Here is a 12,836-nt window from a genome sequence, read left to right as displayed (position 1 = left end):
GGGCCTTTCCTCTGCCCGGTCTGGGTAACAGTCCGGTTTCAGATCGGCGCAGTTGCGGCATCCAACCACAGTTGCGCGTCGGGGCCCAGCCTTGGTCGGATCTTTTCTGCAACGTCTCGATGATAGGCGTTCAGCCAGGTGCGCTCATCCGTTGCCAGCATCTCGGTGACGATAAGTCGGCGGTCGATCGGCACATATGTCAGCGTGCGCCAACACAACATTGCCCGTTCGGCATCGCCACCGGGCAAGGTGTCGGCATCTTCCACCACCAACAAGTTTTCGATCCGGATGCCAAACGCGCCTTCGCGGTAGTAGCCCGGTTCATTCGACAGGATCATGCCGGGCTCAAGCGGGACATGACTGACCTTGGACAGACGTTGCGGTCCTTCGTGAACGCTGAGATAGGCACCAACACCATGCCCAACCCCGTGGTTGAAATCCTGACCGGCCAACCACAGCGGCGTACGGGCGATGCATTCGATATCGCGGCCGGCCAACCCAACCGGCCAACGCAACATCGACAGGTTGATCATGCCCTTCAACACGCGGGTGAAACAGGCTTTTTCCTCGTGGTCGACTTCGCCAATCGCTATGGTACGGGTGATATCGGTTGTGCCATCCAGATACTGCCCGCCGCTGTCCAGAACCAGCAGATGACCGTCCTCAAGCTTGCTGTCCGTCTCTTCGGTCACGCGGTAATGCATGATGGCGCCGTTCGGCCCGGTGCCCGCGATTGTATCGAACGAGATGTCCTGCAGTGCATTGTCTTTGCGGCGATTTTCCTCAAGCCGCGTCACAACCTGAGACTCCGTCAGACTGCCAGGGGAATGCGTATCCAACCAACACAGCGTTTCAGTTACAGCGACCGCATCGCGCAGATGCGCCTCGGCGCTGCCCGCGATTTCAGCGGCGTTCTTGCAGGCCTTGGGCAGGGCGCAAGGATCGCCACCTTCGACCAGCCGATCCCCCAGGGCATCCGCAACGATCTGGGGCACGGTGTTGGGGTCAACCTGAATGCGCCCTTCCAACTTGCCTACAGCATCCAGGAAATCAGATGGGTCATGCACCAGGACATGTGGGCTTAGATGACCTTCCACACCCACCAACTTTTCAGCGGCCATAAACAGATCTACCCGGGCGTCGGCGTGCAGAATGGCGAACCCGTGGGCCACCGGATTATAAGGAATGTCTGATCCCCGAATATTCAGCAACCACATGATCGAATCCGGTAGGGTGATCACCGCTGCCGCGTATCCGTCCTTTTGCAAACCATCGGCCAATCGACCAATCTTGCTGTCTGCGGTTTCGCCGGCAAATTCAATCGGGTGCGCCTTGACTGGGTTCATCGGTGGCGCGGGTTGATTGTCCCAAACCCGGTCCACCAGATTGTCGCATTGCGCCATCGTGATGCCACTGCCATCCAACTCGGTTCGCGTCTTGGAAATTTGCCCAGCCGGGTGTAACCACGGGTCAAACCCAATCTTGCCGCCATTTGGCAGCTGTTCCTTCAGCCAGGCACTTAAGCCGACTTCAGGCCATGGAACCGGCGTGTAATCCCGCGCCACCTCGGCCTTGACCTGCGTCCTATAGCGCCCGTCGATAAAAACCCCGGCCACATCGACGAGAGCCGCGCAAAACCCGGCTGATCCGGTGAAACCGGTCAACCACGCCAGCCTCTCGTCCCGGGGGGGCACATACTCACCCTGATGAGCATCCGCTCGCGGAACCAGAAACCCGTCCAACCCGTCGCGTGCCATCTCGCCCCGCAGTGCCGCCAACCGAGGGGGGCCTTGTTCAGGGCGTGCGGTGGCTGTGAAAGACTGGAACATGGGGGCCTCATTTTTGCATGGTCGATGTGAAACCTGAGCGCTGCGCCGAGAAATGTCCAGCGCCCGATCCGACCTTAGTCGGGTGCTTCAAGAAACGCGGTTAGGCTTTGCAAATAGGTGTCATATGCTGCGTTTCCGGGCAGGGGTATCTGATTGCCGGTTTCCAGGACCACCAGTGAGGCGTTGGGTATTCCAGCCGCCAGTTTCCGCGCCTCTGACAACGGGTGAACTGCAGCGTGACGCCCGTGCAGAACTAGGGTGGGACACTCGATTTTTGGCAGTATGTGCAAGGCAGATGTGCTGTTGCCTATGTCGCGGTAGTGCAGCTTTTGCTCTCGGGAATACAACGACTGCATCTCGTCGACCATCTGCCGGACATCATCAAGCGGGCCATCCGGAAAATAGCTGAGCGTAGAGCCCAGTGCGTACCCGCCTCCCGGAGTTTGCCAGCCCTCGGCAATCAACGTTCGGATCGAGTCCGGCTGTTGCGCGTCCGCGCGATGATCTCGCCCTTCGGCCCAACCACCTGCGATCACCAGCTTGTTCACCCGCTCGGGGTGCTGCGCTGCAAAGTGCAACGCAGGGAATGTTCCGCCGAACTCACCGACGATAGAGAAACGCTCAAATCCTGCGGCCTCAGTCACGGTCAGGATTTCGTCGATCCTGTGATTATACACAGCTTCGTGGTTTGAATTCGAACTCGCACTGTGGTCCTTGTTGTACCGCAACAGACGAAACCGATCAGCCATATCTGTCAACCGCTTGTACTCTGATGACAACCGCCATTCTGCTTCCAGATCATGAACAACGGACCCTAAGCGAAGAACCGGCAGGCCCTCGCCGAACAGGGTAAACGGGATTGCCTGGCCATTTCGACCACGTGCATACCTCAATTGTTGAGTATGCTCGCCCTTTCCCGAGCCCGCGTCGTCATCGCGGCTTACCTCCGCTGCCAATTGCAATCCACGCCGCACGATCGTTTTAATGATCCGCTGCGTCTTGCCATCGTCACCGACGGCTTTCCGGGCCGCAGCTATGCGCGCGCTGATCGTTGAATCCGAGACGAAGCGCCCCTGCCAAACCCGTTCGATAATCTCTTCACGCGGGACCAGCTTGCCGGGGCTTTGCGCCAGCAATTCCAACAGATCAAAAACTTGCGGCTCGACAGATACGGTTTCGCCACCGCGCAACAGCACGTGACGATCTATATCCAGAACACAATCTGCAAACTCATATCGCATGGGGCGAATACACCCGGTTTTACCCGGCCTCACAAGGTTGAACGGCAATCCCAAAGGTTTCTTAGGGAAATCTCAAGAGTATCTTCAAGCAGGCGCACTAACTGGTTGGCAAATATGAGATCTGAAACAGGAGATCACACCATGATGCCCCCATTTGACACCGCCCTTTTACAACACCTGGCCGCACGTCATACGCTGCCAGATCCGCGAGACATCACGAGCCCGCCTGAAAAACCTGCCCGGAAACACTTTCTTAGCGTCTTGGCTGGTATGCTATTTCACCGACCGCAACAGGCCTAACTGGCCCGTTTCATCCCCATCACTCGCGCCCGCGCGCGGGGATCGCTGTCAAACAACGCTGCCAGTTGTTCGGTCATCGCACCGGCAAGTTGTTCGACATCGGTGATCGTCACCGCCCGGTCATAGTACCGGGTCACGTCATGGCCGATGCCGATGGCCAGCAGTTCCACCATCTTGCGCTTTTCCACCATGGCGATCACGTCGCGCAGGTGTTTTTCCAGATAGTTGGCCGGGTTCACACTCAGCGTTGAGTCATCGACGGGCGCACCATCGGAAATCACCATCAGGATCTTGCGCTGTTCACGCCGCGCCAGCATCCGGCGATGCGCCCATTCCAGCGCCTCACCGTCGATGTTTTCCTTCAGCAGGCCTTCTTTCATCATCAGCCCTAGATTGGGTCGTGCCCGTCGCCACGGTGCATCCGCACCCTTGTAGACGATGTGGCGCAGATCGTTCAGACGCCCCGGCTGCTGTGGGCGGCCATCGTTCAACCATGTCTCGCGCGCCTGACCACCCTTCCACGCCCGGGTGGTAAAGCCCAGAATCTCGACCTTGACGTTGCAACGTTCCAGCGTCCGCGCCAAAACATCGGCACAGATCGCCGCAATCGAAATCGGGCGTCCGCGCATCGAGCCTGAATTGTCCAGCAGCAACGTCACAACGGTATCTCTGAACTCGGTATCCTTTTCGACCTTAAAGCTCAGCGGTGTGGTCGGGTTCGCAACCACCCGCGCCAGACGGCCAGCGTCAAGAATACCTTCTTCGCGATCGAACTCCCAAGACCGGTTCTGCTGCGCCTGCAAGCGACGCTGCAACTTGTTGGCCAAACGACTGACAGCACCTTTCAAAGGCTCCAGCTGCTGATCGAGATAGGCGCGCAAACGCTCCAATTCAGCCGGTTCCGCCAAATCTTCGGCCAAAATCTCTTCGTCATGGGTGTTCAAGTATACCTTGTAGTCCGGGTCAGCCTCGGACGCTGGCGGTGGCGCAGGTGGCTCCATCGGGGCCTCGCCCTCGGGCATTTCGGCCTCATCACCCATCTCATCCTCGGCCATCTCATCCATCGAGACCTGCGCCTGAGATTGATCCTGCTGCTCTTCCTGCGTTTGCTCAGGCGTCGCGTCGGCGTCCTGTTCGTCCTGATCATCTTGGCCGGTACTGTCTGGATCAGGCTGTTCTTCCGCGTCGTCCTCGGCCTGATCTTCCTGATCTTCATCCAGCTCATCCGGGTCATCGCCCAGTTGGTCGCCATACCCCAGATCCTTGATCATCTGGCGCGCGAACTTGGCGAATTCGGCCTGATCCGAGAGCACCTCATCAAGGTTTTCAAGCACGCCGCCAGCCTGTTCTTCGATAAACCCACGCCACAGGTTCATGACGTTTTCAGCCGCAGGCGGCAGATCGCGCCCGGTCGCCAGATGGCGGATCAGATAGCCTGCCGCCACGGACAACGGTGCCTCGGCCGGTTGCTTGCACTGATCATAGCCACGCCGGATCGCCTCATGCCCGATCTTCACGTCGATATTGCGGGCGGTGCCGGGCATATCCCGGGCCCCCATCGCCTCGCAGCGTGCGACCTCCATCGCTTCATAAAGATCACGCGCCATATCACCTGGAGGCGCATAGCGGTTGTGGGTCGCATCGTCATGATACCGGCGCTGCAACGCCAAGGCGTCCGCAGTGCCCCGTGCCAGCAAAACCTCCTCGCGCGTCATCCGGCGGGAGACCTGCGGCAAACGCATCGACTCACCCGTCATCCCTGACGGATCAACCGTGTATGAGACGTTCAACTCAGGATCGTCCGCCATCACTTTGGTGGCTTCGGCCAGAGCTTTCTTGAACGGATCGGCAGGGTTGTCGTTTTGTTTAATCATTAATCTGCCCCTGCTTCTTCAAGCGTCAATTCTTTGCCTGCCAGACGAGCGAGCAACCCCACATGCACGTCCAACGCATCTACTACAGTATAGCCGGGATCCTGCCCGTCAAAAGCAAGGTTTAGATCGGTTCCCGCCAAAACGATGGCGTCAGCATTCAAGTCATTCACCATACGGTGGCCTGCGTCCAGAAACAGCGCGCGATCCTGTTCGGAACAGATTCCGGCGACTGCCATATCCTGATAGGTCTGCCCCAGCGTGTCGATCTCGTCTTCCAGCGCGACTGCCCGAGTTTGCACAAGCTGACCATAGAGTTTTGTCTGCATCACAACCCGCGTGCCCAGCAATCCAACTGTCCCAAACCCCCGAGAGGCGAAATAGGCATCCAAAGGCTTTACGGCCGAAACCAACGGGATAGGAGATAGCGGGACTGTCTCATCATAGCAGAAATGCCCGCCCAGTGAGGTGATAGCCGCACAATCTGCACCTGCTGCCTGTAAACGGTTCAGCAACCCAGCATAGACTCGCGCCTGCGCGTCTCGCTCATCAGCCAGATTGTTACGGATCAACTCCTGCACATCCGCGTTCACGATGGTCAGTTCAAGCGGCTTTCCACGTGCCGCCATGGCCGCACTCAGCCGCTGATAATACACCACTGTTGCAGCAACACCGATCCCGCCAATCAATCCGATATGCATGGCGGACCTCCGTCACCCCAGGCTGACGCTGGCCGCGCTCTCTGGTAGTTCTTCGTCAAAGCAGCGCTGATAGAATTCAGCCACGGTCTGGCGCTCCAGCTCATCACATTTGTTCAGGAAAGACAGGCGGAAGGCATATCCCACATCGCGGAAGATATCGGCGTTCTGGGCCCAGTTAATCACGGTACGCGGGCTCATCACTGTGGACAGATCGCCATTCATGAAGGCGGTCCGGGTCAGGTCGGCAACAGTGACCATCTGGCTGACCGTCTTGCGGCCCTCGGCGGTGTTGTACAATGGCGCCTTGGACAGGACGATCATCGTTTCGGCATCATGGCTCAGATAGTTCAGCGTCGAGACCAGCGACCAACGGTCCATCTGCGCCTGGTTGATCTGTTGGGTGCCGTGATAGAGGCCCGTGGTGTCACCCAAGCCAACAGTGTTGGCGGTGGCGAACAGGCGGAAGTTCGGGTTGGGTGTGATAATTTCGTTCTGGTCCAGCAAAGTCAGCTTGCCGTCATGCTCCAGCACACGCTGGATTACGAACATGACATCCGCACGACCCGCATCATATTCGTCGAACACGATGGCCACGGGGTTGCGCAGAGCCCAGGGCAGGATGCCTTCGTGGAATTCTGTCACCTGCTTGCCGTCGCGCAGTTTGATGGCGTCCTTACCAATCAAGTCGATCCGGCTGATATGGCTGTCCAGGTTCACACGCACGGCGGGCCAGTTCAGGCGGGCGGCGACCTGCTCGATATGGGTCGATTTGCCTGTGCCGTGGTAGCCTTGGATCATGACGCGGCGGTTGTGCGAGAACCCCGCCAGAATCGCCAGCGTCGTCTCGGGATCGAACTTGTAGGTCGAGTCGATGGCAGGCACGCGATCACTGCGGTCGGCAAAGCCTTTGACCGCCATGTCGCTGTCAATTCCAAACACTTCACGGACCGAGATCTCTTCGGTGGGTTTCGCGTTGATATCGATCGATCCGTCAGCCATGCGTCTTGTCCTTATCCTTTGCCCCGTTTCCCGGGTTTGAACCCGTGTGTGGTGCAACATATTGCGGGCAAGGGCAAGGGAAAGCCGCGCGTGTCAAAAGCTAGGCGGATGTTTCTTTGAAACTGGCCTTATCGATGTGCGGGACCGTCTGATCGGGAATGTCCCACATACGCATCGGACCTTGCCTACCCAATAGTCGCAGGACTAGGCACATTGCCCGGGTCACCAAGGTTGCCGCGCCTGGGCGGTTTCCATATGTCGAGCTTTAGAAGTGCTTCTTCACAATTCCAGAGCGCCAAAAACCGATCGCGGACGCACTATTCGCTCGAGTTCAAAGTTTTGGGGCGCTAGGATTTGCACGCAAAAAGGGATTGAATAAGGCTCAAGCCAAGTGGAACAACCTATAACTGACAGTGAGCGGCTCGAAACTCTAAATCATTTGGCGGCGCAAGTTGATAGGCGAGCAGCGGTTGATCGTGACTTTGTCCGGGCCATCGGAACGTTGCCGGAAGATTTGACCTACGTAACCAATGCCCTCACCTCTGATCCCCAACTCTGGCGTCAGAACAGGGCGTTTCATGTCGTGCACGTGCCCAGTTTTATTGCGATTTTTGCAATGCTCGAAGACATGGACCAAATGACATCGATCTCGGAAGATGAAAGACACCAGGTCTATGCGTCCATAAATCGCGCGGCGACACTGGCCAAAGAGGCTCGGCGGCGGATCGAAGGCTCGAGCTTTGCCGAAGCGCGTGTGAACCTCGAGGTGTTGGCAGAATATGCTCCCTCTCCGGTTGAACCTTACAAAAAGGCTTCAAGATTCACCCGCGCGTTGGACGGTTTGAGCTCGGCGTCGGAAACTGTTTGGAGTGGTGCAAAATCTCACGCGTCTTCGGTGCCTGGGTTGATGGGCAGTCTGCAAGACGGTGTTTCAGATACCCTGTCACGTGCAAGCTCTGTACCTGAACTGGCCGCAAACCTTCACAAGACCGTGTCGGCTGCGCTGTCGGACAATGTTACTTCTCCAATCTCCATCCGCCTCGACGCTAGTGGGCGCGCGCTTAGAAACGGGGTCGGCACGGGTGTTGGTTTGGGCGTCGTTGTCGGAGTTCTGTGCCCACCGTTATTGCCGCTGACGGCCGGCGGCGCCGTATTGGCGGCCATGCACACTTGGCGCAAGGAAATGGACAGGGCCCGCGTGCTAAGTGAAGAGGAACGGACCGTGCGCGTCGCCGAGCTGAAGGCCGAGCGCGAAGCCTCGCTGCGCAAGTTGACGCAGGGTGCGCAAGCCCTGCAAATGGAAACCGATGACATCAGCATGACACTGGATGTCGAATCCGGCGAAGCGGATGCCGTCGTCCTCAAGGGCGATTATGCTGGCCGCATGTGGTCCAGCATGTCCACCGCCGAGAAAGCCGAAACCGGCCTTCTGCTTGCCGAGGGGGCAAACAATCTGCTCAGCATTCTTGAAATCGCAATCAGGGACTAAGTGATCGCTGCTTGGCCAGCCCTATTTAAAACTCCGGCTGTCCTTGATCTGATCCCAGGCCCAGACGACCTCTTGCAACTGTTCTTCCTGCGATCGATCGCCGCCGTTCATGTCCGGGTGTAGCACCTTGATCAGTTTTTTGTAGGCTTTGCGTATCTCGGCCTTGGACCAGCTATCCTGCGCTTCCAGAATTTCGACGGCGCGGCGTTCGGTCGGGGGCAATCGGCGGCCGCCGGAATTTGCCCGTCCCGGGTTCTTGGTCGCGTTCTCGCCCAACACCTGATGCGGGTCTTCGATGCCGAGACGGGCCCAAGCGCGGGCCTCGGGGTCGCCCATCGGTTTGGTCTCACGCTCCCATACTTTGTCCTTGGATCGCTGTGCGTTCAACTCGGCCTCGGTGGTGCCGTCGAAGAAGTTCCACTTCTGATTATATTCGCGCACATGCTGCTGGCAGAACCAGAAAAAGTCGTCCAGCACATCTGGTGCTTTGGGTGCGCGGAACTTGCCCGCCTCTTCACAACCTTCATGGTCACAGACCCGAACCGAAGTTTCTGACGCACCCGACATGCCCCGACGCCCGCGCGGGTTCTTTTTCTTTGACGTGGAAACGGACATATCGAATCCGAAGGGGTCTGACTTTGCCATGCTCTGATCCTCACGAACGTATCTTTTCGACTCGGAGGCAGCAGTTTAGTCTAAGCAGCCGAAAGTAGAAGAGGGGGACGGCAATTAATTTGCCGTTGAGCAAAAAATGAGCATCACCGAAGAAATTGAAAATCGCCTGCAGGCCGCATTTGAGCCGCATGAGCTTGAAGTTGTGGACGATAGCGAAAGTCACCGTGGCCATGCAGGTTTTCAAGAGGGTGGCGAAAGCCATTTCAACGTTCGAATCCGCGCGTCTGCGTTCGAGGGCCAATCCCGCGTCGCCCGGCATCGCGCGGTTCACAAGGCACTGGGCGACATAGTGCCGCGCATCCATGCGCTGGCGTTGGATATTGGGGTTTGAACATGAAACCTGCCGTAGTTCTGCCTTAGATTGTATCTATTCGAACGTTGAAATGATCCTTGCATCAAAAGCTCTCTTAGTCGTTGTGCTGGTCGCCTTAACCTCAGCATGGTCGGGCGTTCAGGCGCAGGCGCAAAATCCGCACCTAGAATTGAATGCTCGTCGTACTTCTGTAGAGCTTGAAATAATGGCACCCGAGTCCGCTATTTCCTGTAAGGCTCCGATGCGCCCTGCAAAGATTGACATCGTCCATGCGTTGAACCCACAGACTCATGACTTGTCATCTTTTGTCGAAACCGCGCTAGGTAAAAAGCCAGTTGTCGTGCGGCGCGGTGGGCAGACCGATACGGAAGGACCAGAAAGTCAGGCGCGGTTTGCAAGCAAGTCTTTTTCAAAAGTGCAGGCTGCAGATGCTGCAGATGTGGAGTTGCGCACAGTGCTCTATTTTTGCGAATACCTTGGTTTTCCTGAGTTTGTGGGCCTTGTTTACACGGCTTCGGGCGAAGTTGGGAATTTCACAGTTCATAAAAGAGATGCCGTAACGTTAGATCAGGGCGAGAGTTTTTCGCTAACATTCGAGCGGGGGTTTAAGTGGTATCGAGGTTCCGACGTTGGAAAGGCTAAAAATCCAGGCACAATTGGTCGCCTGCATCTTTCGTTGAAATTGAAAGATATACCTTTTCAGACGCAGGAAGGGGACGGAGAGATGCTGGTAGACTTGACCCTAAGCAGCTTTGTAGAGTTTCCGATGCCCGAGAGCAGTCAATAATGTGCCACGCGTTTTTTCGTAAAGCTGTACGGATTTTTCTCTGGGCGTCCCTGACTTGCTCGGTTTTTAACAACCCGGTCGCTGCCCGAACTTGGGAAATTACATTTTTGCCCAATGAATTCGTGACTGCCAAGTTGATGAACCTGGAGCCGGGTGAACCGAGACCCGTTTGCCCGGCTGGCTTCCGGCCAATGCGCCTTGCGAGTCAAATCGATCTGCGTGACAATGGGCAACTAACCGTCGGTACGTCTTCCCCCGAGCACTACAAATCCACGAAAACTGGCGTAGAGCGTATTCGTGAGAACTTAAACCCGAAGCTTGAATTCGACCTTAAAGGTTGCGCGTTTTTGAAACATTTCTTGCCGCAAAGTGGCCACATCGATTTGTCTGGCACGTTCGGGACGGGAGAAATCAAACCAACTCGGTTTCATTTTCAGGCGTCCGGCGGCGAAAACGACGCAGGATTTTGGTATAGGGCACAATTGGCTGGATCTCTACAACCAACGTGGTTGGCATGGAACAAAACAATCGAAGCTCCGGCGCACCTTTCAGATGAAAAAATACTTGGGACTTTGTGGGGTAACGTTTCTCACGAACCGTTTGCCATCCTGTCGGGTGAATATGCAAATGACTTTGTGAAATTCGATTTGGATGGTCCCAGGATCATCGTTGTTTCAGATGATTAGACCATTGCGTGCTTTTCTTTGGCCGTAAGGCGGTCTGGAAAAGTATTTTTGGTTTTCAGGTCAAAGGTTTTTGCTGCGGTAATTTGAATAATGGGCTTTTCCGCAGGCTGCCAAACCCGCGGAGTCTGCGCTGCAACCAAAACGCTGAGCATCGTCTGCTTACACAGGGATATTGCACGTGGGTTGTGAGACTGAACCTTTAGTCCGGTTCAGCCCAGCAATCTAGCCTGTGCGAAGGACAGCAGCTTTTTGCTCTGCTCATCCCACAGATGCAGGCGCGCGTTGGACAGGCTTTCACGGATGGTCATCCGGTTGCTATGCGCAAGAACGGCGTGATCGCGCAGGACCTCGGGCAGCCGATAAAACGGGATGCGAGAGTACAGGTGGTGCACGTGATGAATGCCTATATTCGCGCTCATCCATTGCAGCATTTTGGGCAACACATAGTGCGAGCTGCCATGCAGGGCCGCGTCATGCAGATCCCAATCCGTATCTTCAGACCAATGGGTGTTTTCGAACTGGTGCTGCACATAAAACAGCCAGACCCCGGCTGTTGCGGCCAGCAGAGTCGTTGGCACGAAAATCAGAAGGATTGGCATCAGCCCACCGAAGTAGTAGATCAGCGACAACGCAATCAGGATCCCTGCATTCGTCCCCATGGCGCTGACCCAGTAGCGTGCCTGGTTGGTGAACCCCAAAGGCAGCCTGTTCTGGAAGAAGAACAGATAACCGGGCCCAAGACCGAACAGCACGATTGGATGGCGATAAAGCCTGTAAGACCAACGCCCTAGCGGCGAAAGCTCTTTGTATTCTGCAACAGTCAGCGTGTGAATGTCACCCATGCCCCGCCGCCCCAGATTGCCGGCAGAGCTGTGATGCATCGCATGCGATCGGCGCCACACGTCATAGGGGGTCAGTGTCAGCACACCGATGACGCGACCCAACCAGTCGCTGGCCGTACGGTTGTTGAAAAAGGCGCTATGCCCACAATCATGTTGGATCGCAAACAGGCGCAGCAGGAATCCCGCGTTGAGCAGGGCAATTACAAACGCCAACCAGCCACTGAAAGACAGGGCAAACCAGGCAAAAGCCCACAAAGCTATGAACGGACCAAGCGTAACGGCAAGCTCGAAGGCACTTCGGGACCCGCTGGGTTCGCGATAAGATGAGAGAACTTTTACCCAATCCCGCGCGTGCGTCTGATCGGTGTCCTTTTGAAAGGAGTCGGGATTGTGTTGCATTTGCCTGCTTTTATCGGTGTCACCGGCCTTGATAGACGAAAGCGCCAAGTAAACAACGCATAAAACTCATCATTGGCCTACCGTGGGTAAACAAAACTTGAGGCGTGATCCAAAAACATCCGTTGCTCGGACTGAATCCACACGCGGTGTTCGCAATATCCGTGGGAATTACCTGCTTCAGGCTTTGTCAGCAGCTTCTGTTGAGGTCTTCTGGTCGGCCCCTTGAGTCGTTGGGTTCTCGGACCCTTTCAGTGACAAAGGCGGCTCGTCTGCCGTCTCTGAAATGGGTGCGGGTGCTGCCACGGTGTCGGGTCCCGAAATCGGTTGTGCCAGCGGAACACCCTCGGGTGTTTCTGTCGGACCGGGGGCAGGGATGACGACGGCATCCCCCTCGACCGCGCGCCGAAATACCAGAACATTGCGCCAGTTCACTGTTGATCCCGTCAGGCCGGTTCTTTCTTCGCTGGGCAGCAATTCAGCGCGCTGGTACTCCCAGCCGTCCTGACCCATCTGGTTCAACAGTTGTTCGACCGAAACTGCAAAACGTCCTTCTGCCGTTTTGACACCCTTGGCTTTGGCGCCCTTTTGCGGGGCGGGGACAACCTTGTATTCGTAACGCTGCATCAACTGTTCCTAAATGCCTGTTGCGCCCAATCTAACACGTTGATCCCCGGACGAAAGAGATGTTGCCCAACCAGCGGATT

General features: G+C 56.5%; 12 protein-coding genes. 4 read left to right on the top strand and 8 right to left on the bottom strand.

The window, feature by feature from the left end; translation table 11 throughout:
* Positions 1–38: 38 nt before the first annotated feature.
* From Q1B13_RS10655 to cobS, 5 genes are all read right to left on the bottom strand, one after another.
* Positions 39–1,829: an aminopeptidase P family protein gene (locus tag Q1B13_RS10655; protein WP_299079838.1), complete on the bottom strand. Its 1,791-nt coding sequence runs from the start codon at positions 1,827–1,829 to the stop codon at positions 39–41.
* A gap of 74 nt (positions 1,830–1,903) precedes the next feature.
* Complete coding sequence (locus tag Q1B13_RS10650; RefSeq protein WP_299079841.1) at positions 1,904–3,070, bottom strand: winged helix-turn-helix domain-containing protein; 1,167 nt, start codon at positions 3,068–3,070, stop codon at positions 1,904–1,906.
* 296 nt (positions 3,071–3,366) lie between these two features.
* Positions 3,367–5,244 carry a cobaltochelatase subunit CobT gene (gene cobT / locus Q1B13_RS10645; RefSeq protein WP_299079844.1) on the bottom strand — a complete coding sequence of 626 codons (1,878 nt, stop codon included), beginning with the start codon at positions 5,242–5,244 and terminating at the stop codon, positions 3,367–3,369.
* Complete coding sequence (locus tag Q1B13_RS10640) at positions 5,244–5,942, bottom strand: aspartate/glutamate racemase family protein (protein ID WP_299079847.1); 699 nt, start codon at positions 5,940–5,942, stop codon at positions 5,244–5,246. Before Q1B13_RS10640 ends, cobT begins: the two co-directional genes overlap by 1 nt.
* Before the next feature lie 12 nt (positions 5,943–5,954).
* Entirely contained in the window at positions 5,955–6,941 is a 987-nt protein-coding gene (cobS, locus tag Q1B13_RS10635) for a cobaltochelatase subunit CobS (protein WP_298933159.1), read from the bottom strand.
* Positions 6,942–7,332: 391 nt separating this feature from the next.
* Between cobS and Q1B13_RS10630 the strand changes: the two genes are divergently transcribed.
* Positions 7,333–8,430: a hypothetical protein gene (locus Q1B13_RS10630; protein ID WP_299079850.1), complete on the top strand. Its 1,098-nt coding sequence runs from the start codon at positions 7,333–7,335 to the stop codon at positions 8,428–8,430.
* Positions 8,431–8,451: 21 nt separating this feature from the next.
* Here Q1B13_RS10630 and Q1B13_RS10625 read toward each other — a convergent pair whose 3' ends face one another.
* The gene (locus Q1B13_RS10625; protein WP_298933155.1) at positions 8,452–9,075 is read right to left on the bottom strand and encodes a DnaJ domain-containing protein; all 624 of its coding nucleotides are present in this window, start codon (positions 9,073–9,075) and stop codon (positions 8,452–8,454) included.
* A 106-nt stretch (positions 9,076–9,181) separates the two neighbouring features.
* Here Q1B13_RS10625 and Q1B13_RS10620 point away from each other — a divergent pair, with 106 nt between their 5' ends.
* From Q1B13_RS10620 to Q1B13_RS10610, 3 genes are read left to right on the top strand one after another with little or no spacing between them, the layout of a single operon-like run.
* Complete coding sequence (locus Q1B13_RS10620) at positions 9,182–9,436, top strand: BolA family transcriptional regulator (RefSeq protein ID WP_299079853.1); 255 nt, start codon at positions 9,182–9,184, stop codon at positions 9,434–9,436.
* Complete coding sequence (locus Q1B13_RS10615; protein ID WP_299799797.1) at positions 9,408–10,205, top strand: hypothetical protein; 798 nt, start codon at positions 9,408–9,410, stop codon at positions 10,203–10,205. Before Q1B13_RS10620 ends, Q1B13_RS10615 begins: the two co-directional genes overlap by 29 nt.
* On the top strand, positions 10,205–10,891 hold the full coding sequence (locus Q1B13_RS10610) for a hypothetical protein (protein ID WP_299799795.1): 687 nt from the start codon (positions 10,205–10,207) through the stop codon (positions 10,889–10,891). Before Q1B13_RS10615 ends, Q1B13_RS10610 begins: the two co-directional genes overlap by 1 nt.
* Before the next feature lie 209 nt (positions 10,892–11,100).
* Here Q1B13_RS10610 and Q1B13_RS10605 read toward each other — a convergent pair whose 3' ends face one another.
* Both Q1B13_RS10605 and Q1B13_RS10600 read right to left on the bottom strand, forming a co-directional pair.
* Positions 11,101–12,132 (bottom strand): fatty acid desaturase, encoded by a 1,032-nt coding sequence (locus Q1B13_RS10605; protein ID WP_298933147.1) that lies wholly within the window; start codon positions 12,130–12,132, stop codon positions 11,101–11,103.
* Between the two features lie 177 nt (positions 12,133–12,309).
* On the bottom strand, positions 12,310–12,756 hold the full coding sequence (locus Q1B13_RS10600; RefSeq protein WP_299079864.1) for a DUF4177 domain-containing protein: 447 nt from the start codon (positions 12,754–12,756) through the stop codon (positions 12,310–12,312).
* Positions 12,757–12,836 lie beyond the last annotated feature (80 nt).

This window comes from uncultured Ruegeria sp. (genome assembly GCF_947489545.1).
GTDB lineage: Bacteria > Pseudomonadota > Alphaproteobacteria > Rhodobacterales > Rhodobacteraceae > Ruegeria.
Note: the sequence above shows the minus strand (reverse complement) of the source record. Positions and strands in the feature narration are given on the sequence as shown.

Bases quoted from the DNA above. Each gene is read 5' to 3' on its own strand.
- Q1B13_RS10655 (WP_299079838.1), bottom strand. From the start codon at position 1,829: ATGTTCCAGTCTTTCACAGCCACCGCACGCCCTGAACAAGGCCCCCCT.
- Q1B13_RS10650 (WP_299079841.1), bottom strand. From the start codon at position 3,070: ATGCGATATGAGTTTGCAGATTGTGTTCTGGATATAGATCGTCACGTG.
- cobT (WP_299079844.1), bottom strand. From the start codon at position 5,244: ATGATTAAACAAAACGACAACCCTGCCGATCCGTTCAAGAAAGCTCTG.
- Q1B13_RS10640 (WP_299079847.1), bottom strand. From the start codon at position 5,942: ATGCATATCGGATTGATTGGCGGGATCGGTGTTGCTGCAACAGTGGTG.
- cobS (WP_298933159.1), bottom strand. From the start codon at position 6,941: ATGGCTGACGGATCGATCGATATCAACGCGAAACCCACCGAAGAGATC.
- Q1B13_RS10625 (WP_298933155.1), bottom strand. From the start codon at position 9,075: ATGGCAAAGTCAGACCCCTTCGGATTCGATATGTCCGTTTCCACGTCA.
- Q1B13_RS10620 (WP_299079853.1), top strand. From the start codon at position 9,182: ATGAGCATCACCGAAGAAATTGAAAATCGCCTGCAGGCCGCATTTGAG.
- Q1B13_RS10615 (WP_299799797.1), top strand. From the start codon at position 9,408: ATGCGCTGGCGTTGGATATTGGGGTTTGAACATGAAACCTGCCGTAGT.
- Q1B13_RS10610 (WP_299799795.1), top strand. From the start codon at position 10,205: ATGTGCCACGCGTTTTTTCGTAAAGCTGTACGGATTTTTCTCTGGGCG.
- Q1B13_RS10605 (WP_298933147.1), bottom strand. From the start codon at position 12,132: ATGCAACACAATCCCGACTCCTTTCAAAAGGACACCGATCAGACGCAC.
- Q1B13_RS10600 (WP_299079864.1), bottom strand. From the start codon at position 12,756: ATGCAGCGTTACGAATACAAGGTTGTCCCCGCCCCGCAAAAGGGCGCC.